25 protein-coding genes are annotated in these 26,092 nt (G+C 66.9%); 4 read left to right on the forward strand and 21 right to left on the reverse strand.

All coding sequences use genetic code 11. The annotated features are described in order from the left end of the window. Positions 1–90: 90 nt before the first annotated feature. Positions 91–711, forward strand: coding sequence for a chorismate--pyruvate lyase family protein (locus HV753_RS06035; RefSeq protein WP_175173474.1), 621 nt, complete (start codon positions 91–93; stop codon positions 709–711). A gap of 58 nt (positions 712–769) precedes the next feature. Here the strand turns inward: HV753_RS06035 and HV753_RS06040 are convergent, their stop codons facing one another. Genes HV753_RS06040 through HV753_RS06100 form a run of 13 tightly spaced genes read right to left on the reverse strand, consistent with a single transcriptional unit; the run spans position 770 to position 14,570 of the window. Next, positions 770–1,630 carry an isocitrate lyase/PEP mutase family protein gene (locus HV753_RS06040; RefSeq protein ID WP_175173475.1) on the reverse strand — a complete coding sequence of 287 codons (861 nt, stop codon included), beginning with the start codon at positions 1,628–1,630 and terminating at the stop codon, positions 770–772. After that, positions 1,627–3,045 (reverse strand): FAD-dependent oxidoreductase, encoded by a 1,419-nt coding sequence (locus HV753_RS06045; RefSeq protein ID WP_175173476.1) that lies wholly within the window; start codon positions 3,043–3,045, stop codon positions 1,627–1,629. The genes HV753_RS06040 and HV753_RS06045 overlap by 4 nt, the downstream gene beginning before the upstream one ends. Further along, entirely contained in the window at positions 3,042–3,650 is a 609-nt protein-coding gene (locus HV753_RS06050; protein ID WP_175173477.1) for a cysteine hydrolase family protein, read from the reverse strand. Before HV753_RS06050 ends, HV753_RS06045 begins: the two co-directional genes overlap by 4 nt. 9 nt (positions 3,651–3,659) lie before the next feature. Next, positions 3,660–5,756, reverse strand: coding sequence for a hydantoinase/oxoprolinase family protein (locus HV753_RS06055; RefSeq protein ID WP_246288161.1), 2,097 nt, complete (start codon positions 5,754–5,756; stop codon positions 3,660–3,662). Next, positions 5,753–7,423 carry a hydantoinase B/oxoprolinase family protein gene (locus HV753_RS06060; RefSeq protein ID WP_175173478.1) on the reverse strand — a complete coding sequence of 557 codons (1,671 nt, stop codon included), beginning with the start codon at positions 7,421–7,423 and terminating at the stop codon, positions 5,753–5,755. The genes HV753_RS06055 and HV753_RS06060 overlap by 4 nt, the downstream gene beginning before the upstream one ends. 10 nt (positions 7,424–7,433) lie before the next feature. Further along, complete coding sequence (locus HV753_RS06065; RefSeq protein ID WP_175173479.1) at positions 7,434–7,943, reverse strand: LeuD/DmdB family oxidoreductase small subunit; 510 nt, start codon at positions 7,941–7,943, stop codon at positions 7,434–7,436. Further along, positions 7,940–9,238, reverse strand: coding sequence for a 3-isopropylmalate dehydratase large subunit (locus HV753_RS06070; RefSeq protein ID WP_175173480.1), 1,299 nt, complete (start codon positions 9,236–9,238; stop codon positions 7,940–7,942). Before HV753_RS06070 ends, HV753_RS06065 begins: the two co-directional genes overlap by 4 nt. A gap of 2 nt (positions 9,239–9,240) precedes the next feature. Continuing rightward, a complete protein-coding gene (locus HV753_RS06075) occupies positions 9,241–9,951 on the reverse strand; it encodes an ABC transporter ATP-binding protein (protein WP_175173481.1) in 711 nt (236 codons plus the stop codon). Further along, positions 9,948–10,703 carry an ABC transporter ATP-binding protein gene (locus HV753_RS06080; RefSeq protein ID WP_175173482.1) on the reverse strand — a complete coding sequence of 252 codons (756 nt, stop codon included), beginning with the start codon at positions 10,701–10,703 and terminating at the stop codon, positions 9,948–9,950. The genes HV753_RS06075 and HV753_RS06080 overlap by 4 nt, the downstream gene beginning before the upstream one ends. Further along, positions 10,696–11,667, reverse strand: coding sequence for a branched-chain amino acid ABC transporter permease (locus HV753_RS06085; protein WP_175173483.1), 972 nt, complete (start codon positions 11,665–11,667; stop codon positions 10,696–10,698). The genes HV753_RS06080 and HV753_RS06085 overlap by 8 nt, the downstream gene beginning before the upstream one ends. 1 nt (position 11,668) lies before the next feature. Continuing rightward, on the reverse strand, positions 11,669–12,541 hold the full coding sequence (locus HV753_RS06090) for a branched-chain amino acid ABC transporter permease (protein ID WP_175173484.1): 873 nt from the start codon (positions 12,539–12,541) through the stop codon (positions 11,669–11,671). A gap of 7 nt (positions 12,542–12,548) precedes the next feature. Beyond that, complete coding sequence (locus HV753_RS06095) at positions 12,549–13,754, reverse strand: ABC transporter substrate-binding protein (RefSeq protein WP_175173485.1); 1,206 nt, start codon at positions 13,752–13,754, stop codon at positions 12,549–12,551. Between the two features lie 18 nt (positions 13,755–13,772). Continuing rightward, positions 13,773–14,570, reverse strand: coding sequence for a GntR family transcriptional regulator (locus HV753_RS06100; protein WP_175173486.1), 798 nt, complete (start codon positions 14,568–14,570; stop codon positions 13,773–13,775). A gap of 171 nt (positions 14,571–14,741) precedes the next feature. Here HV753_RS06100 and HV753_RS06105 point away from each other — a divergent pair, with 171 nt between their 5' ends. Both HV753_RS06105 and HV753_RS06110 read left to right on the forward strand, forming a co-directional pair. Continuing rightward, positions 14,742–15,377: a hypothetical protein gene (locus HV753_RS06105; RefSeq protein WP_246288162.1), complete on the forward strand. Its 636-nt coding sequence runs from the start codon at positions 14,742–14,744 to the stop codon at positions 15,375–15,377. A gap of 7 nt (positions 15,378–15,384) precedes the next feature. Continuing rightward, on the forward strand, positions 15,385–16,521 hold the full coding sequence (locus HV753_RS06110; RefSeq protein ID WP_246288163.1) for a hypothetical protein: 1,137 nt from the start codon (positions 15,385–15,387) through the stop codon (positions 16,519–16,521). A gap of 46 nt (positions 16,522–16,567) precedes the next feature. On the opposite strand, the gene HV753_RS06115 is transcribed toward HV753_RS06110, so the two are convergent. The 4 genes from HV753_RS06115 to HV753_RS06130 all read right to left on the reverse strand — a co-directional run bounded on the left by HV753_RS06115 (position 16,568) and on the right by HV753_RS06130 (position 20,147). Next, positions 16,568–18,076, reverse strand: a complete 1,509-nt coding sequence (locus HV753_RS06115) for an MFS transporter (RefSeq protein WP_175173488.1) — start codon at positions 18,074–18,076, stop codon at positions 16,568–16,570. Positions 18,077–18,083: 7 nt separating this feature from the next. Then, a complete protein-coding gene (locus tag HV753_RS06120) occupies positions 18,084–18,788 on the reverse strand; it encodes an SDR family oxidoreductase (RefSeq protein WP_175173489.1) in 705 nt (234 codons plus the stop codon). Positions 18,789–18,905: 117 nt separating this feature from the next. Then, positions 18,906–19,505, reverse strand: a complete 600-nt coding sequence (locus tag HV753_RS06125) for a TetR/AcrR family transcriptional regulator (RefSeq protein ID WP_175173490.1) — start codon at positions 19,503–19,505, stop codon at positions 18,906–18,908. A gap of 105 nt (positions 19,506–19,610) precedes the next feature. Further along, positions 19,611–20,147 carry a YaeQ family protein gene (locus tag HV753_RS06130; RefSeq protein WP_175173491.1) on the reverse strand — a complete coding sequence of 179 codons (537 nt, stop codon included), beginning with the start codon at positions 20,145–20,147 and terminating at the stop codon, positions 19,611–19,613. A gap of 575 nt (positions 20,148–20,722) precedes the next feature. On the opposite strand from HV753_RS06130, the gene HV753_RS06135 reads away from it, so the two are divergent. Further along, positions 20,723–21,379, forward strand: a complete 657-nt coding sequence (locus HV753_RS06135; RefSeq protein ID WP_175173492.1) for a LysE family translocator — start codon at positions 20,723–20,725, stop codon at positions 21,377–21,379. 21 nt (positions 21,380–21,400) lie between these two features. Here HV753_RS06135 and HV753_RS06140 read toward each other — a convergent pair whose 3' ends face one another. The 4 genes from HV753_RS06140 to HV753_RS06155 form a co-directional block, all read right to left on the reverse strand. Beyond that, positions 21,401–22,141, reverse strand: coding sequence for an acetoacetate decarboxylase (locus HV753_RS06140; protein ID WP_175173493.1), 741 nt, complete (start codon positions 22,139–22,141; stop codon positions 21,401–21,403). 209 nt (positions 22,142–22,350) lie between these two features. Next, positions 22,351–24,219: a dipeptide ABC transporter ATP-binding protein gene (locus HV753_RS06145; RefSeq protein ID WP_175173702.1), complete on the reverse strand. Its 1,869-nt coding sequence runs from the start codon at positions 24,217–24,219 to the stop codon at positions 22,351–22,353. 14 nt (positions 24,220–24,233) lie between these two features. After that, complete coding sequence (locus HV753_RS06150) at positions 24,234–25,112, reverse strand: ABC transporter permease (RefSeq protein ID WP_175173494.1); 879 nt, start codon at positions 25,110–25,112, stop codon at positions 24,234–24,236. After that, the gene (locus HV753_RS06155) at positions 25,109–26,053 is read right to left on the reverse strand and encodes an ABC transporter permease (RefSeq protein ID WP_175173495.1); all 945 of its coding nucleotides are present in this window, start codon (positions 26,051–26,053) and stop codon (positions 25,109–25,111) included. The genes HV753_RS06150 and HV753_RS06155 overlap by 4 nt, the downstream gene beginning before the upstream one ends. Between the last annotated feature and the right edge of the window lie 39 nt (positions 26,054–26,092).

Here is a 26,092-nt window from a genome sequence, read left to right on the forward strand (position 1 = left end):
ATGCCAGACGTTTGCCCCCACCGCCCTTTTTTGCACTGCGTCACTGCGACGCATTGGGGCCGTCAGCCGGGCTTGGCATAATACGCAGCCATGATGAAACCCGCAGCACATCACCCCCCTCTTGCCACAGGCTGGCTGACGGACGCACCGCCCATCCTGCCCCCTGCCCTGCGCCACTGGCTGTTTCGCCCGGGCGCGCTGACCGCTGGCCTGCGTCAGGTGGGTCAAGTGCGCCTGCGCGTGTTGGCCGAATATGCCGATGGCGCTCCGCTGGATGAAGCCCGCGCGATGGGCATTGCCCCCGGCACGCCGGTCTGGATACGAGAAGTGCTGATGTCAGTGAATGGCGTGGACAGCGTCCCTGCCCGCAGCCTGACTCCGCTTGGCGCGTCTCACGGCGCCTGGCAAGGCATGCGCCGCCTGCTGACCCGGCCGTTGGCCGACATGCTGTACCACGACAGCACCGTCATCCGCTCACCATTCGCCTGCCGCCGACTGGCCTCGCCGGTCCCGTTCCACGCCACGGCGCGCAGCGTATTGCCAGTCGAACAGCGCGACCGGGACGCTGCCCGCATCTGGGCTCGTCGTTCCGTATTCTGGCGCCAGGGCCAGCCCCTGCTGGTAGCCGAGTGCTTCCTGCCGAACTTCTGGGAACTGATCGCCGCTCAGCCCGTGCCGCCACTGGTGCCGCACCAGCGTACGCCGCGCTGACGGATTCGTCCCGCGCTGCACGGCGCTTTTCGTCTGTGGCCGGACCCGCGACGCGGGGCTAGCCTTCGTACCGGCGTCCCGCCTCCAGCAATTCCGGCGTGCCGATCACATCGTTCAGGCCGTCGAAATCCAGCATCCGTTCTTTCCAGGGTGCGGTCGTGCCGTGCTGGCGCAGGCTGCCGTAATAGCCCTGCAAGGTGTGCGCCACCGCGCGCGCCGTGCCGCCGGGAAAGATCACGATGCGAAAGCCCAGTGCGGTCAGCGCGTCGGCGCTTTGCACGGGCGTCTTGCCGCCTTCGACCATATTGGCCAGCAGCGGCACGCGCGCGGCAAAGCGCGCGCAGGCGGCCTGCATCTGCGCCGGCGTGCGCAGCGCTTCGATGAACAGCGCGTCGGCGCCCGCTTCCAGATAGGCTTCGGCCCTGTCCAGCGCGGCGTCCAGCCCGTCCACCGCCAGCGCATCGGTGCGCGCCAGAATCAGCGTGGACGCATGAACGCGCGCATCCACCGCCGCGCGCAGCTTGCCGCACATTTCGGCGGCGGGAATCACCGTCTTGCCATCCAGATGCCCGCAGCGCTTGGGAAAGGTCTGATCTTCCAGCTGGATCATCGCCGCGCCCGCGCGCTCGAAGCCGCGCACGGTGCGCTGGGTATTCAGCGCATTGCCAAAGCCCGTATCGGCATCCACGATGACCGGCGTGGCCACGCGCTCGGTGATGCGGGCCAGCGTGTCCTCGACCTCGGAATAGGTGGTCAGGCCGATGTCCGAGCGGCCCAGCCGCGTGTAGGCGATCGAAGCGCCGGACAGATATAGCGCAGCAAAGCCCGCCTGCTCGGCGATCAAGGCCGACAAGGGGTCATAGATGCCTGGGGCCAGCACGGCGCCGTTGGCCAATTGGGTTTTCAGCGATTGCGTCATGGGGTTGCCTCATGGGTTTCGTGTCCAAGCTCGCGCCCGAGCAGCGCGGCCGCGGTGGCGGCGGCGATATGGCCGCCCGCCACCGCGCTGAGCAAGCCGTTGCCGGACAAGTAGCCCGACACGTCGTTGCCCGACACGCCACGCGCCGCGCCGCCCGCGGCGAGCAGATTGGGCAAGGCCTGGCCGTGAGCGTCCCGCACGCGGCACTGCGCGTCGATATCCAGCCCGCCTTGCGTGTGAAACAGCGCGCCGGTCACTTTGATGGCGTGATACGGCGCTTGCAGCGCGCGTTCAAAGCGGCGGCCGTGAAGGTCGGACGCGCCGGGGGCCACGCTGTGCAGCGTCTGGCGCAAGGTCTCGGCATCGCAGCCGATCAGCGCCGCCAGCGCGGCGGCGTCGGCGCAAGTCTTGCGTGCGTGGCCGGCTTCGGCCGCGACGAAGTCGGGAAAGCCGCGCGCCAGCGCCAGCGTGCGGTCATCGAATACGTTCCAGGCCACGCCGCCCGGCTGCGCCAGCACGTGGACCGCGGCTTCGGAGTAGCCGTGCGTCTCGTCATGAAAGCGGCGTCCGTCACCGTTGATCTGCACGCCGCCGTCCATCATGACGGCCCACGAGATCAGCGCGCCTTGCGGCGTCGCCCATGACCCATGGCCTTGATAACCGCCCAGGTCGGCCAGGCCCGCGCCCAGCTGGGCGCCCCAGGCGATGGCGCTGCCGTCATTGCCCACATGGCCGCCGTAGACCGCGTCACGCATCGCGGGCAGGTGTTCGGCCACCATGGCGGCGTTGCCGCCAAAGCCGTTGCACGCCAGGATCAACACGTCGCAGCCGATCAGGTCGATCGAACCATCGGGCCGTTCGCATCCCACCGCGGTGACGCGGCCCGCCTCATCCACCCAGATCTCACGGGCCAGCGCGCGCGTCAGCAGATACGCGCCCGCTTGCGTCGCCGCGCGCTCCAGCGCGGCCACCAGCGCCGCGCCCGTGCGTTCGGGCAAGGTGTGCATGCGGCGCGCGGTATGGCCGGGATACAGAAAGCCGTCCAGCACTTCAAACGCCAGGCCATGGCCCGCCAAGGCGTCCATGGCCGCCGCGGCGGCTCCGGCATAGGCGGCGACCAGATGCGGCGCGGCCGCGCCCTGCGCCTTGGCCTGGATGTCGGCGGCAAAGCGCCCGGCGTCGTCATCGATGCCGGCGGCGCGCTGCACCGCTGTCCCGGCGGCGGGGATGAACCCCGACGACAAGGCCGATGAGCCGCTGGGCGCGGCATCGCGTTCGATCAGCACGGTGTCGATGCCGGCGTCCGCCAGCCGCAAGGCAGCAGTCAGTCCGCAAGCACCCGCACCGATGATGGCCACCGGCACGTGCATGGCGTCGGCATCTGGCTCGCCGCGTTTGACGACGGGCGCGCTCACCGGCCCAACCTGTCCAGAAAGTCCTGGCACGACGTCACGTCGGCCACCGTGCGCAGGTCAGCCAGCGCGGCGTCGTGCATGGCGGGCGTGGGCGCGGCGCAGCCGTCCGCCAGCACGGTCACGTGATAGTCCCGCATGTGGGCGTCGCGCGCGGTGCTGGCCACGCCGCCATTGGTGACGATGCCCGCGATCACCACGCTTGAGATGCCGGCGCGGCGCAGCACCCAGTCCAGCTGCGTATTGAAGAAGGCGGAATACGCCACTTTCCAGACCGACACATCCACCAGCCCGTCCAGTTCGGCCACGTTGTCCTGGCCGCGCGACCCTGCGGCGAAATCGCCTTTCGCCAGGAACGGACGCAGCTGTTTCAGGTGCGGCGAGATCATGGGCTCGCCATGCGCGTCGGGCCACAATGTGAACTGGCTGGCGGCGACAAAGCCGCCCTGCCCCTTGAGCTTGCGGGCCACCGGCGCCACGCGGGCCGGCAAGGCGCGCGCCTCCCGGCTGACCGCGCCGCCCCGGTCATAGGCGCCACCCGGCGTCAGGAAATCGTTTTGCAGGTCGATGACGAGCAAGGCGGTCGTGCGGGGATCCAAAACATGCATGGCGGTCTCCTAGGCGTCCTGGCGGGTAACCAGCAGATTGCCCAGCGCGTCGACGCGGCCGGCAAAGCCGGGTTCGATCCAGATGGTGGTGTCGGGCTGCTCAAGAATGGCGGGGCCGGCCACCTCGGCGTCCACCGGCAGGTCCAGACGCGCATACCGCACGGCGTCGCGCCACTGGCCGGCGTGGAAGACGCGCTGCGTGCCCAACGACGGCGGCATCTGCTGGCATGTTGGCGCCAGCAGGGCCAGGTCGAACTTGGGACGCTGGCCGATGCGCGCATAGCGCAGATTCAGGATGCGCACGGCAATGCCGGTCAGGCTGCGGCCAAAGGCGGCGCGGTAGGCGTCTTCGAACGCGGCGGCGATGCCGGCGCGGTGCAGCGCGTCCCGCGTGACTTCCACCCGCAATGTGTGGCTTTGGCCTACGTAGAGCATGTCCAGCTCAATGACCTCGCGGATGCCGTCAAAGGCCACGCCCGCCGAGTCCAGCCGTTCCTGGCAGGCCGCCGCCAGGCCGTCGATGCGCGCCAGCAGATCGCTGGCGTCCAGTGCGTCCAGCGCGGTGTTCAACGTCTGCACGCCGTCGTGCCGCATGTCGGCCATGACGCAGCCCAACGCGGAGGTGACGCCCGGGTACCGCGGCACGATGCCATGGGCCGCGTCCACTTCATTCATCATGGCGCACACGTGCAGCGCGCCGCCGCCGCCAAACGGCATGTAGGCGAATTTGCGCGGATCATGTCCGCGTTCGATGGACACGACGCGGATCGCGCCCGCCATCTTGGCGTTGGCCACGGTCAGGATCGCCTCGGCCGCCGCATGCACGTCCAGGCCCAGCGGGCGCGCTACGTGCTCGTCGATGGCGGCGCGCGCCAGCTCGACGTTCATGGTGGCAAGCAGGCCACCGCCCAGGGGGCGCTCTGCCGAGATGCGGCCCAGCAGCACGTTGGCGTCGGTGACGGTGGGCCGCGTATTGCCGCGGCCGTAGCACGCCGGGCCGGGTATGCTGCCGGCGGACTCGGGGCCCACCTGCAACAGGCCGCCCGCATCCACGCTGGCGATCGACCCGCCGCCCGCGCCGATGGTTTCGATCTGGATCATCGGCGCGCGCACCACCATGCCGAAGTCGATGGCTGTCTGCGCCGACAGCGAGGCTTCGCCGCCCGCCACCAGCGACACGTCAAACGAGGTGCCGCCCATGTCGCCGGTCACCACATTGGGAAAGCCCGAGGCGCGCGCGATGGCCGCGCAGGCGATCACGCCTGCGGCTGGCCCGGACAGCGCGGTGCGCACGGGCACATCGCAGGCAGTCTGGCGCGACATCACGCCGCCGTTGCTCTGCACCACCAGCAGCTCGCCGTCAAAGCCCTGCTGTTGCAGGTCGGCTTCCAGCCGGGTCAGGTAGCTGCCCACCACCGGCTGCAACGCGGCATTCAGCACGGCCGTCGAGCAGCGCTCGAACTCGCGGATCTCCGGCAGCACTTCAGTGGCGGCCGTGACGTGGCCATTGGGCCAGATGGCGCGCACGCGGGCCACGGCCTGCGCTTCATTGACCGGATTGGCATAGGCATTGACGAAGAACACGCAGACGGCGTCGCAGCCCTGCTCCAGCAAGGCGCGCGCGGCGGCCTCGACGTGATCCAGGTTCACGGGCGTGTGCACCGTGCCATCGGCCAGCACGCGCTCACTGACCTCCAGGCGCAGGTCTCGCGGCACCACCGGCACATAGTTGCCGCGCAGGCCCCAGGTCTGGGGACGGTCGCGCCGGCGCATTTCCAGCACATCGCGAAAGCCTGCCGTCGTGATGATGCCGGTGCGCGCCACCTTGCGTTCCAGCAGCGCATTGGTGCCCACGGTGGTGCCGTGCACGATGGTGGCGATGGCGCCCGCGCCGTCGGCCGCCTGGGCGATGCCGTTCATGAAACCGCGCGCCTCTTCGCCGCGCGTGGACGGCACCTTGACCACGGTGGCCGTGCCGCTGGCCTCATCCAGCACGAACAGATCCGTGAACGTGCCGCCCACGTCCACGCCGACGACCAAGCCCGTCTTCGTGTGTTCCCCGCCCCCGCCGCGTTTCTCTTCGCGTTTCTCTTGTGCCGCGCTCATGCCACCTGCTCCTTCTTGTTGTCGCCGACATAGCCCATCTTGCGGTCGTGCTCAAGCGCCGCCGGCGCCCGCCCGGCCGGATCGCCATAGCCGCCCCCGCCCGGCGTCTCCAGCCGCACGCGGTCGCCGCGCTGCAACTGGATGCCCAGCATCTTGGAACTCATGGGCGGGCTGTGCCATTGCCCGTCCTGCTGATACCGGAAAACGTTCAACGCCGCCTCGCCGCCACCCGCGATGCCCTTGGGCGCGCTGCGTCCGCGTTCACCGAAGATGAAGGCCTCGGCGCTGTCTTCCAGCAGCTCGATTTCATACACGGCGCCCAGCCCGCCCCGGTGCGTGCCGGCGCCCGCCGAGTCCGGGCGCAGCGCCCATTGCGTGAAGCGCACGGGGTACGCGGCCTCCAGGATCTCCAGCGGCGGAATGGTGGCGGTGGAGATCGGCGCATTGCCGTGGCTGAGCCCGTCGCCATCCGAATGGCCGCCATGGCCACCGCCAAAAAAGCTGAACATCACCCAACGCTGCCCCTTGCGCGCCGCGTCGCTGCGGTACCCGGCAATGGATAGCGCGTTGATCGTGCCGTAGGCCTGCGCCATGGCGCGCTTGGGCGCCGCCCGCGCCATCGCGCAGAAAATCACGTCGATCATGCGCAGGATGGTTTCGGTGTAGCCGCCGACCGGGCGCGGACGGTCGGCCGAGATGACCAGGCCATCCGGCAGCACCACGTCCACCGCGTCCAGCACCCCGGCGTTGGCCGGCACGTCCGGGAACAGATGCTTGAGCGCCACGTAGCAGGCGGCAATCGCCGTGGCGCGGGAAATATTGACGGGGCCCGCGCAGGCGGGCGACGTGCCGTTGAAGTCCAGCGTCAGCCGCTCGCCTTCGATCTTCAGGTTCAGCGCGATGCGCAAGGGCGTATCGCGCACGCCGTCGTTGTCCAGCATGTCTTCAAAGGCGTATTCGCCATCGGGCAAGGCCGTGATGTGGTCACGCATCAGGCGGCGTGCACGCGCGCGCAAGGTCTCCAGGGATTCCAGCACCGTGGCGTCGCCGTATTCGTCCAGCAGGCCGTCCAACCGGCCCGCGCCCAGTTCCAGCGCGGCCAACTGGCCGTTCAAGTCGCCCCACAGGCTGTCGGGCAAGCGCGTGTTGGCCTTCAGGATGGCCAGCACGTCCAGGTCCAGGACGCCGGCGCGCACGATGCGCACGGGCGGAATCTGCACCGCTTCCTGCCAGCATTCGGTGGCCGCCGGGTTGTAGTTGCCAGGCACCGCGCCACCCACGTCGTGCCAATGGGCGGCCGACGCCAGATAGCAGAACAGCTGGCCGGCCCGGAACACCGGGCGCACCAGCTTGAAGTCATTGGCGTGGGTGCCACCTTCGTACGGGTCATTGAAGAGCCAGACGTCGCCATCCACCATGCCGCCCCGCTCGGCGGCCACCCGCGCCGCCGCCTTGACGGCAAAGGCCATCGCGCCCACGAACACGGGCAGCCCGGATTTGCCCTGGATCAGGGTGGCGCCGGTGGCCGCGTCGTACATGCCGTGGCAGGCGTCATGGGCCTCGGCAATGATGGGGTTGAACGCGCTGCGGTACAGCGTCGCGTCCATCTCATCGGCAATCTGTTCCAGGCGGCCCTTCAGGACCGCCAGGGTGACGGGATCAAGCATGATGTTCTTCCTAAGAGGTTTGACGCTGTTTCAGCAGATTCAGCAGTCCGCCGGCCCGCACCATTTCCAACAGGAAGGCGGGCACGGTCTCGCAATGCAATGCAGAAGGGGCCGCGCCGTCCGCGCGGCCAATGCGGCCCGCAGCGGGGTCAACGGTGATGCGTTCGCCTTCGGCCAGCGTCTCGGCCTGGGCACAGGTCAAAAGCAGCAGGCCGACATTGAAGGCGTTGCGGAAATACAGGCCGTTGAACGACGGCGCGATCACCGCGGCCACGCCCAGGCGCACCAGGGCGGCGGCGGCCTGCTCGCGCGACGAGCCAATGCCGAAATTGGGTCCGGCCACCAGCACATCGCCCGGTTGCACCTGCGCCGCAAAGTCCGGCCGCACCCGTTGCAGGCAATGGCGTGCAATCTCGTCGATGCCGAATTTCATGTAGGCGCCGGGCGCGAGCGCGTCGGTGTCGATGTCCGCGCCCACGCGCCAGACACGGTGCGGGGCGGGTGGGTGTTGATCCGTCATGCCGTGAACTCCCGGGGGTCGGCGATGCGCCCGGCCACCGCCGAGGCCGCCACGGTATAGGGCGACGCCAGATAGACCTGCGCCGTCTCGGATCCCATGCGGCCTTTGAAATTGCGCGCTGTAGTCGAGATGACGCTGGCGCCATCGGGAATGGACCCGCCATACCCCGCACAGGCGCCGCAAGAGGTGGGCAGCACGTCCGCGCCGGCCTCGCGCAGCACCTGCATCACGCCTTCCTGGTCCGCCTGTTGCTGGTCCTGCTGGCTGGCGGGCGCCACCATCAGGCGCATGCCGGCCGCCAGCCGGCGGCCGCGCAACACGCTGGCCGCCGCGCGCAGGTCCTCCAGCTTGGCGCCCGTGCACGCGCCGATATACGCCACTTGCACGGGCACGTCGCCATACTGGTCCACGTCGCGCGCGTTGGCCGGGCTATGCGGCGCGGCCACCTGCGGCGCCAGCGTGGACGCATCGAAGTCGTGCCATTCGGCGTCGGCGTCCGCATCGCTGTGCCAGCGCGTCAGATCCAGTTCCTGCGTCACGCCCGCGGCGCGCAGATAGGCCTCGGTGGTCTCGTCCGGGGCGATCAAGCCCACCTGAGAGCCCAGCTCGGCGCTCATATTGGACAAGGTCATGCGTTCCTGCATGGACAGGGCGCGCACGGCCTCGCCACAGAATTCCACCGCCTGGTAACGCCCGCCGTTCATGCCGTAGCGGCCGATCATGCGCAGCATCATGTCCTTGGCCGTGACGCCGGGCGCCAGCCGTCCGCGCCAGCGCATCATCAGTGTCTTGGGCACCTTGACCCAGATCTGGCCGGTGACGGCCACGCCCAGCATTTCCGTGCTGCCGATACCGAACATATACGCGCCGAACGCGCCGCCGGTGGGCGAATGCGAATCCCCGCCCACGCAGAACATGCCGGGGCGGATATGGCCATGCTGCGGCACGACCACGTGGCAGATGCCCACGGAGTCGTACACATTGGGCAGTTGCTGCCCCGCCGCCCAGTCGCGCGCAATGCGCACGATGCGGCGGGATTCGTCATCGGATTCCGGTACATAGTGATCAATGACCAGCACCACCTTGGACGGGTCCCACAGCGTGGCGCCCAGCTCTTGCAGCATGGGCTGCAAGCGCCGCGGGCCGCTGGAATCATGGAACATCGCCAGGTCCACCGCACAGGTGACGATCTCTCCTTCATCGACGGCGGCGCGGCCGCAAGCGGCGGCAATCAGCTTCTGGGCCAGGGTTTGGGGCCGAGGGGATTGATGCAGGACGGGTTGCTGCGCAGTCATCGCTACATCCCCAGGTAGGCGCGGCGCACGTCGTCGCTGGCCATCAGTTCGGGGCACGATCCGCTAAAGCGCACCGCGCCGTTCTCCAGCACATAGGCGCGCTGCCCCGTTTCCAGCGACTGGCCCACATTCTGCTCGACCAGCAGAATCGCCAGCCCGTCGGCATGCAGGCGCTGTATCAAGCCAAACAGCTCTTCCACCATCAACGGCGACAGCCCCAGCGAAGGCTCGTCCAGAATCAGCAGCCGGGGTTCGGCCATCAGGCCTCGACCAATCGCCAGCATCTGCTGCTCGCCGCCCGACATGGTGCCGGCCAGTTGCGTCAAGCGTTCGCGCAGACGCGGGAAGATCTCCAGCACCTTGTCCAGATTGGACGCGCGGCGCTCGCGCGCCCGCGTGAACGAGCCCAGCTCCAGGTTTTCGCGCACGCTCAGGTTCGGGAAGATGCGCCGGCCTTCGGGCACCTGGATCAGACCCGCCTTGACCACGTCGCGGTAATGGCGGCCGGTCAGGTCCTGGCCTTCGAAGCGGATCGAGCCGCCCCAAGGCTTGCACAACCCGCACACCGTGTTGTTCAGCGTGGACTTGCCCGCGCCGTTGCTGCCCAGGAGGACGACGATCTCGCCCTCGCCCACCGCCAGGTCCACGCCACGCAGCACTTCCATGCGCCCGTAGCCTGCGCGCAGGCCGGAGACTTCCAGCAGCGCGCTCATGCCGGCGCCCCTTGCGCAGCCAGCCGCGCCGCCGCGCCATGCCCCAGATAGGCTTCCACCACCGTCGGGTCACGGGTGACTTCGCCGGGCGTGCCCGAGGCGATCAGCCGGCCTTGCGCCAGCACCCACACATGTTCTGCCAGGCTCATCACCGCGCGCATCACGTGTTCGATCATCAGCACCGTGACGCCATCGTCCACCAGCTTTCTCACCACCGGAATCATCTCGTCGATCTCACTCGGGTTCAGCCCGGCCAGCACCTCGTCCAGCAGCAAGAGGCGCGGGCGCGTGGCCAGCGCGCGGGCCAGCTCCAGGCGCTTGCGCCCCGCCACCGTCAGGTCGGCCGCGGGCTTGTCCAGCGACGCCTGTAGGTTGACGCGCGCGGCGATGGCTTCCGCCGCGGCCAGCGCTTCCTGCCGGTCGGCCAGGCGCAAGTGCGCGCCCACCGCGATGTTCTGCCGCACCGTCTGCGCGCCAAAAGGCTGCACGATCTGGAAGGTGCGGGTCAGGCCCAGCCGCGCCGACTCATGCGGGGCGCGTCCGGTAATGTCCTGCCCGGCAAAATGCACCGACCCCGCGCCGGGCTTCAGGAAGCCGGACAGCAAGGCGAACAGCGTGGTCTTGCCTGCGCCGTTGGGGCCGACCAGCGCGGTCAACGAGCCCTGCGGCACGGCCAGGTTGACGTCTTGCACGGCCTTCAGGCCGCCAAACGAAATGGAAAGATTGCGCGCTTGCAACAGGATCTCAGGCACGGGCGCGCTCCTTGATGCCGAACAGCCGGCCCAGCGATTGGCCGCTGCCGCTGATGCCGCGCGGCAGGAACATCACGATCAGAATCAGCACCACGCCGTAGATCACCATGCTGATGCCCGGCAGTTCGCCGAACAGGTTGCGCGTCAGGTCGGCCAGCCCGTGCAGCGCGATCGCGCCCAGCACCGGCCCCCACAAGGTGCCCATGCCGCCCACGATGGCGCCCACCAGCGCCTCGACGGACACGGCCGAACCGAACGCGATGCCCGGGTCGATGTACTGGAACACCTGTACATAGAACGCCCCCGCGGCGCTCATGAAGGCGGCCGACAAGGCAATGCCGCCCAGCTTCACGCGCAGCGGATTCACTCCGATGGCACGCGCCGCGTCCTCGTTGTCGCGCACCGCTTGCAGGTAGGCGCCAAAGCGCGAGTGACGCAGCCAGGCCGTGACGGCCAGCGCCAGCACCACGAAAGCCAGCAGCAGATAGATATAGCCCCGGCGCGACGCGAACTGCATGTTCGCCACCCCTTCTTGCAACGGCACCATCAGCCCCACCCCGCCACCGGTAAACGAGGCCGACAGCGCCAGAATGCGGAACACCTCGGCAAACGCCAGCGTGACGAGCGCAAAGTACGAGCCCTTCAGCCCGTAGCGGAACGTCAGCCCGCCCACCGCCATGCCGGCCAGCGCCCCCATTGCAATGGCCATCGGCAATACCAGCCAGGGGTTGAGGCCCAGGTTCAGCTGGCCCAGCGCCTGCGCATACGCGCCCACGCCAAAGAACAGCGCGTGGCCGAAAGACAGCTGGCCCCCGTAGCCGCCCAGAATGTTCCAGGCCTGCGACAGCAAGGCCGCGTACAAGGACATCATCACGAACGTCAGCAAGACGCCCGACTGGGCGAACGCCGCCACGGCGGCCAGCGCCACCCCAAAAAGCGCGATTGCGCAAAGATCCCGGTTCATGTCAGCCCCTGGCCCCGAACAGCCCCTGCGGGCGAAACAGCAGCACCGCGATGAAGATCGCGAAGATACCCATCTGGCCCAGCGAGTCGCCCAGGAACAGGCCCCCAATGGACTCAACCACGCCGATCAGCAAACCGCCCACCAACGCGCCCACGAAACTGCCCATGCCGCCCAGCACCACGATGGTGAAGGCCACCAGCACGAAGCCGCTGCCCACCTGCGGGTTGACGTAGTAGGCGGGCAGCAGGAAGCAGGCGGCCGCGCCCAGGCAGGCCATGCCGATGCCGAACGACAAGGCATAGACCTTTTCAACGTCTATGCCCATCAGCTTGGCGCCCTGCTTTTCACGCGCCACGGCGCGGATCGCCCGGCCCAGGTCGGTGCTGCGGATGATCCAGAACAACACCGCCGCCACCGCCAGCGCCCCGCAAAAGGCGATGACCTTGGGCAGCGCGATCATGGCCGGCCCGATCTCCACCGTGGACAGCGTGTAGGCCGTGTCGATGCTGCGCGTGTCCGACTTGAACCACACCAGCGCCAGGTTCTCCAGCACGATGGCCAGGCCCAGCGTGACCAGCAGGATGTTCTCGTCCTTGCCATGGCTGGCGCGATTGATCACAAAGCGCTGCAAGGCATAGCCCAGCGCGAACATGCCGGCCATGACCAGCGGCAAGGCGGCGTAAGGGTCGATCCCCAGCCGCTCCTTCAGCAGATAGACGGCGTACAGGGCCACCATCAGCGCTGCGCCGTGGGCGAAGTTAATGATGTGCAGCACCCCGTAGATCAGGGTCAGCCCCAGGGCGATCAGCGCGTACACCGCGCCGGTCGTCAGGCCATTGAGCACCGATGAAAAAAGGATGGCGGGATCCAGCATGCTTGCGTCAGGCCTTCAACGGGAAAACGGCGTCGGCCTGGCGGTAGTCTGCCGGGATGATCACCTTGATGTCGCCGCCGATCACCTGCGTCAGGAGCGGCTGCGCGCCCGTGTTCTGGCCGTTGACGAACTTGGTCGGGCCATAGGGCATCAGATTGTCCTGGAAGGTGCTGGCGGCCAGCGCCTCGATGATGGCGGCGCGGTCTGCGGACTTGGCGCGTTCGATGGCGTCGGCCAGCAGTTGCACCGACACATAGGTCATGAAGACTTCATAGCTGAAGTACGCGCCCTTCTCCTCGACCCGCGCGCGCAGCGGCGCCACGCGCGCATCCTTGGGATTGAACCAGTGGTTGCAGTCGATGATGCCGTTGGCGATGTCGGGAAATTCCTTCAGGAACTTATAGCTGGACGCCGCGCCCCCCAGCACCGAATAAATGGCCTTGGGCTGCACCTTCTGCTGCTTCATGGCGCGCAGCAACAGCGCGTATTCGTTGTAGTAGTTGGCGGGAATGACGATGTCCGGGTTCATCGACTTCATGCGCAGCACGATGTTGTTGAAGTCGCGCGTGGGGTTGGGGTGCTTCACCACGCTCATCACCTCGAAGCCGTGCTCGGGCAGCGCCTTGGACAACAGCGCCGCGGTGCCGGTGCCGAACAGCGAATCCTCGTGCACGATCATCACGGTCTTGGCGGGTTTGCCTGCGGCGTCGTTCAAGGCGGCCAGGTCGGTGATGGCGCGTTCGCTACAGGCGCGGTAGCCGGGGCCGAAGCGGAAGGTGTTCTTCAGGCCACGTTCGACGATCTGATCCGCCACGCCCACGTCCACCACATGCGGCAGGTTGTACTTGGCGGCGGTCTGCGTCGTGGCCAGGCAGATGGCGGACGCATACGCGCCGACGATGGCCGACACCCCCGCCTCGTTCATCTTTTCCACTTCCGCCGAACCGGCCTCGGGCCGCGATTGCGCGTCGCCCAGCACGGCCGCCAGCGGCGCACCGCCCAGCGATTTGATGCCGCCCGCCTTGTTGATGTCTTCAATCGCCAGCAAGGCGCCCAGCCGGCACTGCTGGCCCGAATACGCCAGCGCGCCCGTCACCGGGTGCAGCACGCCGATCTTCACGGGCGTGGCGCCCTGCGCGCGCGTCACCCAGGGCGCGGAGACCAGGGCCGCGGCAGCGGCGGATTGATAGAGAAAAGTGCGGCGCGAATTCATGGGAGATCTCCGAAGGGTTCAATGAAATTGGGCCGACAGCTCTTCGCTGACCCAGACCTTGGCGTCAATGCTGCCGACGCGCGACAGCTGCAATTGGTATTGATAGCGATCGGGCCGGTACAGACCCTGCAAGAGTTGGACCGGGCGGTCGTTCACGTCGCGCACGACGCGGGTGACGGCCAGCAACGCAGACCCCACCGACACATCCAGATGGCGCGCGACCTGCGCATCGGCCAGACGCGCGGAAATGGTCTGGGTGGCGCCGCCGAATTCCACGCCGGCCGCCTCCAGCAGCATCAGCAAGGGTTCGCGTTCCAGATCTTCGCGGGTGAAATCGGCCACCGCCTGCGGCACATACGTCGTGATGTGGGACAGCGGCCCGGCCTCGGTGCTGCGCACACGCAGGCTTTTGTGGACCGGCGTGCCGGGCGGAATGCGCAAGGACTCGGCCACGGTGGCGGGCGCGAACACCAGCGTGCTGTCCAGCACCTGCACCGAGGTGCGCAGCCCCATGTTGACGATGTTTTCCAGCAGCCCGGTCAGATGCGCCTTCTGCGGCGCGTTGACCGCGGGCGCGGTCTGGGCGCTGGATGCGCCGCGCAGGGGCCACGTTCCCAGGCCGGGACGCCGCGACACCAGCCCGTCGGCCACCAGCATTTCCATCGCCTTGCGGATGGTGATGCGGGCCACGTCGAACTGATCGGCCAGCGCGTGCTCGCCCGGCACGCCGTCCTGATCAAATCGCCCTTCCTGCAACTGCTCGCGCAGCACAAGGTAGATCTGGTGGTACTTCGGCAGAGGTAGTGAGGTTCCCATGGCGGGAACTCTAGGGGTGTCCTAATGTACCGTCAATGGAACAAATACCCTTGCGGGTTGTTCCATCGGGAAAACACCGACCCGCTTTCCAATGACAATCTGTCACGTTCGCGTGCAAATCAGCATCATTTGAGGCGATATCATCGCTCCCCTATGCGCACACATTCCTGCATGACCCAAGTCTGGTTCGCCCTTTGGTTGCGGCGCTTTTGGCTGCTTGCGGCAACGGCCGCGATCGCTCTGCATGCGGGCGCCAGCCATGCGCAGGCGTTCGACCGCCAGTTGGAAAACCAGCGCTATCAGCAATGGCTTGCAGACTTCCGCCAGGACTTCCAGCGCCTGCGCCAATCGCCGGACCCCGCCCAAGCCGATGTGAACAGCGTGTTCGCCAACACCTTGGTGCCGAACTCGCGGGCCACGCAGCTGGTAAGGGAACTGGCCAAGGCGCCGGGCGGCAGCACTCACGGTGAAATCCACTTCGTGGGCATCGCGCGCGTGTTCATGGCCGCGCTGGCCGACTCGGTCGTGGCAGGCGACGGCGGCATCTTTCCCGAAACCCACGCCACCTATCAGGCGCAGGACTTGCGCGTGCGCTACATGCATGTAGACGGCGGCGGGCGCCTGGAACGCTATTTCAACAACCCCGACCATTTCAAACCCTATCGGCTGCCCGAAGCCGGTCAGTCCGTGCGCGAGGCCTACCCCTTCCTGCTGTTCGAAGACACGCAAGGCAAGTTGCGCCTGGGCGGCATCTCGAAGGAATTCTGGGACTTGGTCAAATTCATGGACGCGCTGCAATATGCGTAAGCGGCTGATGTTCCCGCCCCGCCCTCTGCTGACCGCCGCGGCCATGACGCTGAGCCTGGCGGCCGCCGCGCCCGCACTGGCGGACTGCGGCCCCGCGCCCCTGGATTTCGGCGCCGCCCCCACGCTGCCCGCGATGCCCGTGTCCGTAGCGCTGGACGGCGAACGCGTGCTGCTGGGCAAGCAAGGCGAGCGGATCGCCCTGCAACGCAAGCTGGTCTGGGCCGATAAAGCCGGCGACCTGAGCCCGCGCACGTGGGCCGACAAGGTGGACTGGTCGGCCTATGCCACCCCGGCCAAGGCCAGCAAGCCCGCGCCCACGCGCCTGTACTTCAGTCCTGAAGGCCAGCTGTGCCGGATGGAGCAGTATCTGTCTATCCGGGGCCAATCGGTGCTGGTGGGCGGCTACACGCTGGACTACGACGCCGGCGGCGCGCTGGCGGGCTACACGGAATTCACCGAGGCCTCGGACGCTGCGGCGCAACCCTATCGGGTATCTCGCCGCGCCTGCCTGCAACGCGATGCGCAAGGCTTGCTGACCACCTTCATCGACGACGGCTGCGACGATCCCAAAGGCCCCGGCGCCAGCCGGCATTACGTGCGCAACGCGCAGGGCCAATTGTTGCGGGTGATCGACACCCTGTCGCCCGGCGCACCGCAGGCCGTCCAGACTTACAACGCCCTGGGTGAACCGGGGCCGCGCTATGTCAGCCAGCCCTCCAATTACGTCACGGCGGGCGACAGCCGGGCGCCCTATGCCTATGCCGCGCCCACGCAGCACATTGATCGCGTGTACCCGCGCCTGCGCGAGGACCTGGCGGCCTTGCCCAGCGAAATTCCCGGCATCGAATGGCGCATCGTGCGCATTGCCGATGAGGTGCCGATGAATGACCGTGACGATCAATCGTCCTGGGATCCCAACGTGCAGACCGTGCTGGCCCAGGGCGAGACCGATGCGCAAAGCATGGCACGACTGACGCCCGCCGCCCAGGATGCCGTGTGGCAAGCCATGCAGGCGCACCCGGGGCGGATCCTGTTCTACTTCGATCCGATGGGGCGCGTGCTGCTCACGTCCGCCATCACGCCGGCGCAGTGGGAAGCGTGTGGCGATCCCACCAACCTGGCGCCGGATGCCTGCGGCAAATAGGCGCCTGCATCCGTCTGCCTGCATGCGTCATGCCTGCGCGCCAACGTCAGCCCTTGCCCGGCCGTGTATCCACCGCCAGGCATAGCAGCGCCGTCAGCACCGCCAAGCCGACATGCCCCAGATACAGCGGCGAGAAATCGGCGTGGCTGACCGCGCCGTGCCCCAGCAGCAACACCGTGATCGCCACGCCCATCACCCCGCCAATCTGCCGCGTCGCCTGATTGACGGCGCTGCCCACCGCATAGTGCTGGGCCGGCAGGCGGCTGACGGCCGCGCCTGACAACGAAGGCATCACCATGCCCACGCCGATGCCGCTCAGCAGCAGACCAGGCAGCCACTGCGTCAGATACGCCGGCTGTTCGCCCGGCATCAACAGGAACCACAAGCCGCTGGCCGCGTAGATCAGCGAACCGGCCACCAGGAACGGCCGATGACCCATGCGTGCCGCCAGCCGCCCGGTCAGGATGGCCGTGGGCATGACCAGCAGCGGCCCCGGCGTCACGGCCAATCCGGCGCGCGGCAGGCTGTAATGCCAGACACCCGTCATATAGAAGAAGAACGCAAAGAACATCATCGCAAAGGCAATGCCGAAGCTCAGGGTGGCCAGGTTCACGTAACGATAGGTGCGGTGCTTGAACAACGACAAATCCACGAGCGGATGCGGCGTGGCGCGCGCCCAGGCCACGAAAGCCGCCAGCGACACCACGCCAACCGCTGCCACCACGCCCAGTTCCAACCGGCTCCAGGTCGGCGACTCCGACTGCACGATCGCCAATGCCAGCGCGCCCACGGCCACCATCAGCAAGGCCATGCCCACGCCATCCACCCGACGGCGCGCATCAGGCTTCACGGACTCCTTCAATAGACCTGCGCCGTACCAGAGCGACAACGCACCCAACGGCAGATTGAGATAGAACGCCCAAGGCCAGCCTGCCGTGTCCACGACAAACGCCCCCAGGCTGGGGCCCACGGCCGCCGCCAGGCCGCCGACGGCGCCCCACAGGCTGACCGCAACCGTGCGCTGCGAAGCCGGGAACGCCGCCAGCACGATCGACAGCGAGGCTGGCGTCAGCAGTGCCGCCCCCACGGCTTGCAGCACGCGGGCGGCGATCAGCCACGCCACGCTGCCCGCCAGGCCGCAAGCGGCGGAAGCCGCCAGGAACAGCACCACCCCCACCATGAACATGCGCTTGCGGCCATGCGTGTCAGCCAGGCCGCCTGATGGGATCAACATGGCCGCAAAGACCACCGTATAGGCGTTCAGCACCCAGGACATGTCCGCGGCCGAGGCCTCGGGAAAGCCGGCGCGCAAGGCGCCGAACGCCGCGTACAGCATCGTGCCGTCCAGCGACACCAGGAACACCGCGATGCTGGCGACCCAAAAGATGGGCCACGGAGACGCTGTGGCAGGCGCGGGGGTCGTGCCGTGTGCCGCCCCGTGGATGGAGCCGTGGTTGGACCCAGGGTTGGACCCATCCGAGGGCGCGATGGCGGCCTCGTTGGCGGACTGGATTGCCGGCGTGGCAGCCGGTGCGGAGCGGGCGGTAGCGTGCATGATGATCCTATCCCAGCGCCTTCAGATACACCGCGGGCTCGGCGGACAGGCCCTGCTTGACCTGGCGCGTCCCTTCGTCGGCCAGCACTTCCTCGGCGCCCGCTTCCAGACCGTCGAACGTCTGACTGACGATCGATTCCGGCGTGGACTTGGGAGCGTCCAGCCCCTTGGTCAAATCCGTGTCGACAAAGCCCATGTGCAAGCCCATCACCTGCGTCTTCTGCTCCCGAAGCTCGGCGCGCAGGCCATTTGTCATCGCCCACGCGGCCGATTTGCTCATGGCGTAGACGCCCAGCAAGGGGCCGTTGATCCAACTGGCGATCGACAGCACGTTGAGCAACGCGCCGCCGCCATTGGCGGCCAGTACCGGCGCGAACGCCTGGGCGACACGCAGTGAGCCGAACAGGTTGGTGTCCAGATGGCGCTGCGCCGATTCAATGCTGCCCTCGGCGATGAAACCGCCCATCGCCGCGATGCCTGCGTTGTTGATGACCAGCGTCACGTCGGAAGCCCGGGCCGCAGCCGCTGCCACGTCCTGCGGGTTCGTGACGTCCAGCTTGATCGCCTCTACCCCAGCCAGCGTGACGGTCGACGGGTCGCGAGCGCCGGCATAGACCTTGCGCGCCCCGCGCGCCAACGCCTCGCGGGCGAATGCCAACCCTAAACCACGGTTGGCGCCGGTAATCAAAACCACTGCATTCTTGAGATCCATGATGGATGTCCTTGATGTGAATACCGCTATGGGTTCAGTCAAAATATGACGATCATCATATTTGTGGCCGGTAAAAAGACCGCGCAATGCGGCCTGGGAATAGGAATGGGATTGGGGTCAGCGCGGTGGGAGGCTGCCCTCGTGGTCATACTGCGCCAGGATGGCATGGCGGGCGGATGCCAGCACGGCACGCCCCTCGGGGTTATCGCCCAAGGCCCGAGCCAGTTGCAGCGCGCCGACCAAGGTGCTGGTCACGGCTGCCGCAGCGTGTTCGCCCGCGCTGGCCGGCAACGCCTGCTGCACGGCTTCCATCAAGCGCTGCACCCGAAGCGCCGAGGCTTCGCGCACTTCAGACGACTGGCGCGGCATCTCGGAAGCCAAGGCCGACACTGGGCAGCCCCCTTCGCAACCGGTCAGATGCCCGTCGCCCAGATACGCTTCCACCCAGGCGCGCAAGGGGCTGGCGCCCTCTGCCCGGCGTTGCGCCATGTTCTTGGAGATGCGCGCGGCGCCATCGCGGCCGGCGCGTTCCATCGCGGCGGCCAGCAGCGCATCCCGCGACGGGAAATGCGCGTAGAAACCGCCGTGAGTCAGGCCAGCCTCTTTCATGACGTCGGCGACACCAACGCCCGCATAGCCTTCACGCCGGATCGCGCGCGCTGCGGCGTCGACGATGCGTTCGTGAGAAAGCGCTTTGCGGGAGGATGGGCCGGACATGATCAATGACCTGAAATATGATGATCATCATATTAATCCTGCAAAAATGCGCCACGCAAGAAGAATCTCAAGCAAATTTGTAACGTGGCTTTCGGGACAAGGCGCCTAGCGCCACGTCTCCGGTTCAACGCTGACTTCGCCCTTGTCGGCCGAGAAATACACGATGCCGTCCGAGATATTGGCGTTCAGCTGCATCGTCCGTTCAGCCAGCTTGGCCAAGGCTCGGGATTGATCCGACGGCAGGTTGATGACCTTCAGATTGCGGGTGCGCTCCAGCTTGTTGCGCACGCCGTCCCACCAGATCTTGCTGGCCGAACCGCCGTAGCAATACACAATCACTTCGTCAGCGCGGCCACAGGCGCGCAGGATGCGGCGTTCTTCGGGCTGGCCGACTTCGATCCACAGCTTGACGGCGCCGGTCAGGTCTTTGACCCACAGGTCCGGTTCGTCGGTGTCGCTCAGGCCCTTGGTGAACGCCAGTTCTTCCTGCGCATGCAGGGCAAAGGCGACCAGACGCACCATCAGACGCTCGTCGGTTTCCGAGGGGTGACGGGCGACGGTGAGCGAGTGGCTGCCGTAGTAATGACGGTCAGTGTCGGCGACGTTGAGTTCGGCCTTGTAGATGGTGGCGCGCAGGGCCATGGCTTGGGGATCCGTTGAGTATTGCTTATTGCTTGAAGGGCGCAATGATAACGCTTGTGGGGGCGGGTGGCGGGAGGGCTGCTGGTTCGTAGGTCGCCCATCGTCGCGGGCGCCATGGCCGCTCGCGCCCACGATTGCGGTCCGGCGCGCAGGCGCCGGACTGCCCCGTTGTCATCCTCGTACGCCTTCGGCTCCCTACGGATTCCCTCGGGCGCATCGAGGTTGCTCGCGTCCATGGCGCCCGCGCCGACGGGCTGTTGCCGTCTTGGCTTGAGGCGCTGCTGGAGCCGTGGTGGGTGTCGCGTCTGGCGTTGCCCGCTGAATGCGGCCGCCCGGGCGGCCGCATTCAGCATACGTGGCGTGCGTCGTCGGGGCGATGAACGCTTACGCGATTGCGGGGGTGAATTTGGTGTCGTAGCCACTTTGGGAGGGATAGCGGCCGGCGCATGGGGAGCGGCTTTGCTGATGGGTACCTGTTGCGCGCCGCCCAACGTGCGAGGGCACCATTTATCCCGTGTGCACGCGGCGCTACACTGCTGCGTGCCCCTCTCCCGCCCTATTGTTTTCCCCAAATCATGACCGCCACCGCCGCCCTGCTCGCCTTTACCCTGACCGCCGCCATTTTGACCATCACGCCGGGCATCGACACGGCGCTGGTGTTGCGGACTGCCGCGGTTGAAGGCGCGCGGCGTGCGTTGATGGCGGGGTTGGGGATTTGCGCCGGTTGCCTGGTGTGGGGCGCCATTGCCGCGTTCGGGTTGGGGTCGTTGCTGGCGGTGTCGAGTTTGGCGTACGACACGCTGCGCATCTGCGCGGCGGCGTATCTGTTTTACCTGGGCGCCAAATTGCTGTGGCGCACCCTGCCCGGCCGCGCGGCCAGCAGAGGTGACCAGCCCGCTGCGGCGGCCGCTGCACCGGTCCCAGCCAACACCAGCGCCGCCGGCTGGTTCCTGCGTGGATGCCTGACCAATGCGCTGAATCCGAAGGTCGGCATCTTCTACATCACGTTCCTGCCCCAGTTCATCCCAGCCGGCGCCGATGTGTTGCGCTTCAGCCTGCTGCTGGCCGCCATCCACGCCCTGCTGGGCGTGCTGTGGTTCGCCCTGCTGGTCGCGGCCACCCGGCCGCTGGCCAAGTGGCTGTCGCGGGCGGCGGTGATGCGTGGGCTGGACCGGATGACGGGGGCCGTGTTTATTGGGTTTGGATTGAAATTGGCGCTGGAGAAGCGTTAAGCACCCTGGGCCCGCCGCGCGCTACTTCAGATAGTCGTACACCACGTCGCCCAGCGCCAAGGTCAAATCCGCCACGATGTGACGGGCCTCGATCACCTCTAGCACCGGCAGGTCCGCAACCGGCGCCAGGGCATGGGGAAACAGCGCCAGGCTGGACGGCCCGCTCCATGCGCCATGCACCGTCACGTCCTGCAAGTAAAAACGCACGAGCTCGCAGATTCGTGCGGTGCCATCAACATGGGGAATGATCTTCAGCAGGAAATTCGGCGTCGCCGCCATGCCCTGCCGTATGGCGGCACCATCCAGCGCACGATGCTTGTAGCCCATCGTGGCTTCCGCGATCCGGACGGGTCCGTAGTCCAGCTCACCCACCAGCGTATCGGTATGCACGTTCAACCGCGGCGTCGCCAGCTTCTTGGGGAACCCCCACAACTCTCGTCCGCCCGCAATCGGCGGGTGATCGTTCAGATACATCGCGTGGGTATAGTTGCCCGCCACGCCGTCCAGCGTGACCGGTATGACCTGACCACTTTCGGTGTAATCCCCGAAGCCGGTGGAGTCCGGCATCCGGATGAATTCAAAATTGACGATCGGGGACGTGATCTGCAACGGTTCGGGCACCACCGCGCGCAGGCGATCGGGATCGGTGCGATAGCTGATGATGAAGAATTCCCGATTGATGAACCGATACGGGCCGCGGGGAAATGCAGGATTCGTGAACGGCATGGCAAAGGCTTGCTCACGAATGGTGCGGATATCCATGTCTACGGCACTCCCTGGTAAGAGGCGCTGAGCGTCGCACGACGAGATGACGACAGCGCGTCAGTGCGGGTGATGGGGGTCATCGTGGCGTGCCGGGCCGCCCGAGATCGATCTTCTGCAAATTAGCATGAAACCCAGGCTTGCGCGGCCGACATTGGCGGCCCCGCAAGCCCTTCCCCCGCGCCGGGCGCGTCGAGGAGACAGCCCCCTCAATACACCCCGATCGCGTGACGGGCCACGAAATGCCCCTCCCCCACCGCGACCAACGGCTCCACCAGCGGATCGTCCCCCAGCTTACGCATCGGGCTCGGAATCTCATCCACCAGCAACGACCGTTCGCGGTGGCGCCGCTGCGGGTCGGCGATCGGCACCGCCGCCATCAGCTTCTTGGTGTATGGATGCTGCGGGTTTTCAAAGATCGCCCGGCGCGGCCCGATCTCGACGATCTGCCCCAGGTACATCACCGCCACCCGGTGGCTGACGCGCTCCACCACCGCCATGTCGTGCGAGATGAACAGGAACGACACGCCCAGTTCACGTTGCAGGTCCAGCAGCAGGTTCACGATCTGCGCCTGGATCGACACGTCCAGCGCCGACACCGATTCATCCGCGATCACCACCTTGGGATTCAGCGCCAAGGCCCGCGCAATGCAGATGCGCTGGCGCTGGCCGCCCGAGAATTCGTGCGGATAGCGGTCGATCATTTCCGGCAGCAGCCCGCACTTGTCCATCAGCCAGCGCACCCGATCCTGCGCCGCGCGGCCACGCGCCACGCCGTGGATCAGCAGCGGTTCCATGATGGAATAGCCCACCGTCATCCGGGGGTCCAGCGACGCGAACGGGTCCTGGAAGATGAACTGAATATGCTGGCGCAAGGTCTGCATGGCGCTGCCGCGCAGGGCGCCGATATTCTTGCCGTCGAATTCAATCGTGCCGCTCTTGCTCTTGACCAGTTGCAGCAGCGACCGGCCCGTCGTGGTCTTGCCGCAACCGGACTCGCCCACCAGCGACAGCGTTTCACCCGGGTACAGGTCAAAGCTGACCTTTTCCACCGCGTGCACGCGCTTTTGCACCCGGCCCAGAATGCCGCCGGTGATGTCAAAGCTGGTGGTCAGGTCACGCACTTTCAGCACCGGGCCGTTTTCACGGCGCACGGTGCTGGGCGCCGCCACGGGCGTGTCCACCAGCCGGGCGGGGTCGGCCACATGAGCGGCTTCTTCCACCTTCAGCAGCGGGAATGGCGCGGGTTCGTCGGTGCCGTGCATGGCGCCCAGGCGCGGCACGGCCGACAGCAAGGCGCGCGTATAGGCGTGTTGCGGGCGCGCGAAAATCTCGTCCGAACCGCCCTCTTCCACCTTGTCGCCGCGATACATGACCAGAACGCGGTCAGCCACTTCGGCCACCACGCCCATATCGTGCGTGATGAAGATCACGCCCATGTCCATCTCTTCCTGCAACTGGCGGATCAGTTGCAGGATCTGGGCCTGGATGGTGACGTCCAGCGCCGTGGTCGGTTCGTCGGCGATCAGCAACTGGGGCTTGCACGACAGCGCCATCGCGATCATCACGCGCTGGCGCATGCCTCCGGACAGTTGATGCGGATAACGGTCCAGGATGGCGCGCGCCTCGGGGATGCGCACGCGCTCCAGCATGCGCAGCGTTTCCGCGCGGGCCGCGGCGGCGTCCAGCCCCTGATGCAACTGCAAGGCTTCGGCGATCTGATTGCCCGCCGTGAAGCTGGGGTTCAGCGACGTCATCGGCTCTTGGAAGATCATCGCCACGTCGGCGCCGCGCACACGTTGCAGCGTGTGGTCCGGCGCATGGGCCAGGTCCAGCACATCGCCGTTGCGGCGGCGCAGGAACATATCGCCGCCGGCGATCTTGCCGCCGCCGTACTCCACCAGGCGCATCAGCGCCAGCGACGTCACGGACTTGCCAGAACCGGATTCGCCCACAATCGCCAGGGTTTCGCCGCGATCGACGTGGAACGACACGTTGCGCACGGCTTCCACCGTGCGATCGGGCGTTTTGAAGCGCACGGTCAGGTCATTGACCTGGACGACACGTTTGGGATCCATTGTTGCCATAGTGATTACTTTTCCTGACGCGGATCGAGCGCATCGCGCAGCCCGTCGCCCAGCAGATTGAAGCCCAGCACCACCAGGAAAATGGCCGATCCGGGGAAGATCGACATCCAGGGCGCCTGGGTCATGAAGTTCTTGGCCGTGTTCAGCATCGAGCCCCACGATGGCGTGGGCGGCTGCAACCCCAGGCCCAGGAAGGACAGGCTGGCCTCGGCGATGATGGCGGTGGCGATGGTGATCGTGGCCTGCACGATCAACGGCGGCATGACGTTGGGAAACACGTGCCGGCCGATGATGCGCAGGTCGGACGCGCCCAAGGCGCGGGCGCTTTGCACGTAGTCCTCGTTCTTCACCGCCAGCACCTGTCCGCGCGTCAAGCGCACGAATTTCGGCGCTGCCGACACGCCGATGGCGATCATCGCGTTGGTCAGGCTGGGCCCAAGAAACGCGGCCAGCGCAATGGCCAGGATCAAAAACGGAATGGCCAGCAACGCCTCGGTGGCGCGCGAGATGCAGCTGTCGGTCCAGCCGCCGAAGTAGCCGGCAGCCAGCCCGAACGGCACGCCCACCACCAGTGCGATCAGCACCGACACCAGGCCCGCCATCAGCGAGGCGCGGGCGCCATAGACCATGCGGCTGAAAATGTCGCGGCCCAGTTCATCCGTGCCCAGCCAGAAGGACGCCGACGGCGCCTTGCGGATGGTGGTGAAGCTGGTCTGCAAGGGGTCGTGGGTGGCGATGAACGGCGCCAGGATGGCCAGCAGAACAAAGAACAGCACGATGCCCAGACCCAGCATCGCGATGTGGTTGCGTTTGAATTTTCCCCAGGCGCGGTTGCGGCTGCGGGACGGCGGGACGGCTGCGGCCGTTGCAGGAAGTGCGCTCATGAGTGCCTCAGGCGGGGATTGACCAGGATGTACAGGATGTCGGCCAGCAGGTTCATCAGGATGAAGCCCACCGCCACGCAGAGCACCACGCCCTGCACCACCGCGTAGTCGCGCGTGAAGACCGCGTCCACCACCAGCTTGCCGAAACCCGGAATCGTGAAGACCTGTTCGGTCAACACGGCACCCGCCAGCAATTCACCGAACAACAACGTCACCAGCGTGACGATGGGCATCAAGGCATTGCGCAAGGCATGGCGCAGCACCACGCCGCGCGGCGACACGCCCTTGGCGCGCGCGGTGCGCACGTAGTCGGCCGACAGCGCTTCCAGCATCGATGAGCGCGTGTGGCGCATCAGATAGGCCGCAATCGCCGTGGACAGCACCAGCGACGGCATCAGCATGGTCTTGATGGACAGCCAGAAGTCCTCGGCGGGCGACACATAACCCGAGGCCGGCAACAACCGCCACTGCACCGACACCACCATGATCAGGATGATCCCCAGCCAGAAGTTGGGGATCGACATGCCGGACAGCGCCGCGATGTTGGCCCCCATTTCGATGGGTTTTCCCTTGCGCACCGCGGCAATAATCCCCATCGGGATACCGATCAGCAGCGCGAAGAACATGGCCATCGCGGCCAGTTGCAGGGTGACGGGCAGCTTTTGCGCGATCAGTGTCGTGACGGGCACGTCGGTACGGAGCGACTTGCCCAGATCGCCTTGCAGCACCTGCCCGGCCCAGGCCGCGTACTGCACGGGCAAGGGGTCGTTCAGGCGGTATTTGTCGCGCAGATAATCCAGGACGGCCGGGTCGCGCTCTTCGCCGGCCAAGGTCAGCACCGGGTCGCCGGGCAGGATTTTTTGCAGCATGAAGACGATCATCGACACCAGTATCAGTGTCGGTATCGCGACGATCACGCGGCGCAAGATAAGTTTAAGCATGTGGGGAAAACCGTAGAACAGGAACGGCGGACGGCGTCA

Source organism: Achromobacter pestifer, assembly GCF_902859625.1.
Taxonomy (GTDB): Bacteria; Pseudomonadota; Gammaproteobacteria; order Burkholderiales; family Burkholderiaceae_B; genus Achromobacter; species Achromobacter pestifer.

Coding starts and splice junctions, on each gene's coding strand:
- HV753_RS06035 (WP_175173474.1), top strand. CDS start 91: ATGATGAAACCCGCAGCACATCACCCCCCTCTTGCCACAGGCTGGCTG.
- HV753_RS06040 (WP_175173475.1), bottom strand. CDS start 1,630: ATGACGCAATCGCTGAAAACCCAATTGGCCAACGGCGCCGTGCTGGCC.
- HV753_RS06050 (WP_175173477.1), bottom strand. CDS start 3,650: ATGCATGTTTTGGATCCCCGCACGACCGCCTTGCTCGTCATCGACCTG.
- HV753_RS06055 (WP_246288161.1), bottom strand. CDS start 5,756: ATGAGCGCGGCACAAGAGAAACGCGAAGAGAAACGCGGCGGGGGCGGG.
- HV753_RS06060 (WP_175173478.1), bottom strand. CDS start 7,423: ATGCTTGATCCCGTCACCCTGGCGGTCCTGAAGGGCCGCCTGGAACAG.
- HV753_RS06065 (WP_175173479.1), bottom strand. CDS start 7,943: ATGACGGATCAACACCCACCCGCCCCGCACCGTGTCTGGCGCGTGGGC.
- HV753_RS06070 (WP_175173480.1), bottom strand. CDS start 9,238: ATGACTGCGCAGCAACCCGTCCTGCATCAATCCCCTCGGCCCCAAACC.
- HV753_RS06075 (WP_175173481.1), bottom strand. CDS start 9,951: ATGAGCGCGCTGCTGGAAGTCTCCGGCCTGCGCGCAGGCTACGGGCGC.
- HV753_RS06085 (WP_175173483.1), bottom strand. CDS start 11,667: ATGAACCGGGATCTTTGCGCAATCGCGCTTTTTGGGGTGGCGCTGGCC.
- HV753_RS06090 (WP_175173484.1), bottom strand. CDS start 12,541: ATGCTGGATCCCGCCATCCTTTTTTCATCGGTGCTCAATGGCCTGACG.
- HV753_RS06095 (WP_175173485.1), bottom strand. CDS start 13,754: ATGAATTCGCGCCGCACTTTTCTCTATCAATCCGCCGCTGCCGCGGCC.
- HV753_RS06100 (WP_175173486.1), bottom strand. CDS start 14,570: ATGGGAACCTCACTACCTCTGCCGAAGTACCACCAGATCTACCTTGTG.
- HV753_RS06105 (WP_246288162.1), top strand. CDS start 14,742: ATGACCCAAGTCTGGTTCGCCCTTTGGTTGCGGCGCTTTTGGCTGCTT.
- HV753_RS06110 (WP_246288163.1), top strand. CDS start 15,385: ATGTTCCCGCCCCGCCCTCTGCTGACCGCCGCGGCCATGACGCTGAGC.
- HV753_RS06115 (WP_175173488.1), bottom strand. CDS start 18,076: ATGCACGCTACCGCCCGCTCCGCACCGGCTGCCACGCCGGCAATCCAG.
- HV753_RS06120 (WP_175173489.1), bottom strand. CDS start 18,788: ATGGATCTCAAGAATGCAGTGGTTTTGATTACCGGCGCCAACCGTGGT.
- HV753_RS06125 (WP_175173490.1), bottom strand. CDS start 19,505: ATGTCCGGCCCATCCTCCCGCAAAGCGCTTTCTCACGAACGCATCGTC.
- HV753_RS06130 (WP_175173491.1), bottom strand. CDS start 20,147: ATGGCCCTGCGCGCCACCATCTACAAGGCCGAACTCAACGTCGCCGAC.
- HV753_RS06135 (WP_175173492.1), top strand. CDS start 20,723: ATGACCGCCACCGCCGCCCTGCTCGCCTTTACCCTGACCGCCGCCATT.
- HV753_RS06140 (WP_175173493.1), bottom strand. CDS start 22,141: ATGGATATCCGCACCATTCGTGAGCAAGCCTTTGCCATGCCGTTCACG.
- HV753_RS06145 (WP_175173702.1), bottom strand. CDS start 24,219: ATGGATCCCAAACGTGTCGTCCAGGTCAATGACCTGACCGTGCGCTTC.
- HV753_RS06150 (WP_175173494.1), bottom strand. CDS start 25,112: ATGAGCGCACTTCCTGCAACGGCCGCAGCCGTCCCGCCGTCCCGCAGC.
- HV753_RS06155 (WP_175173495.1), bottom strand. CDS start 26,053: ATGCTTAAACTTATCTTGCGCCGCGTGATCGTCGCGATACCGACACTG.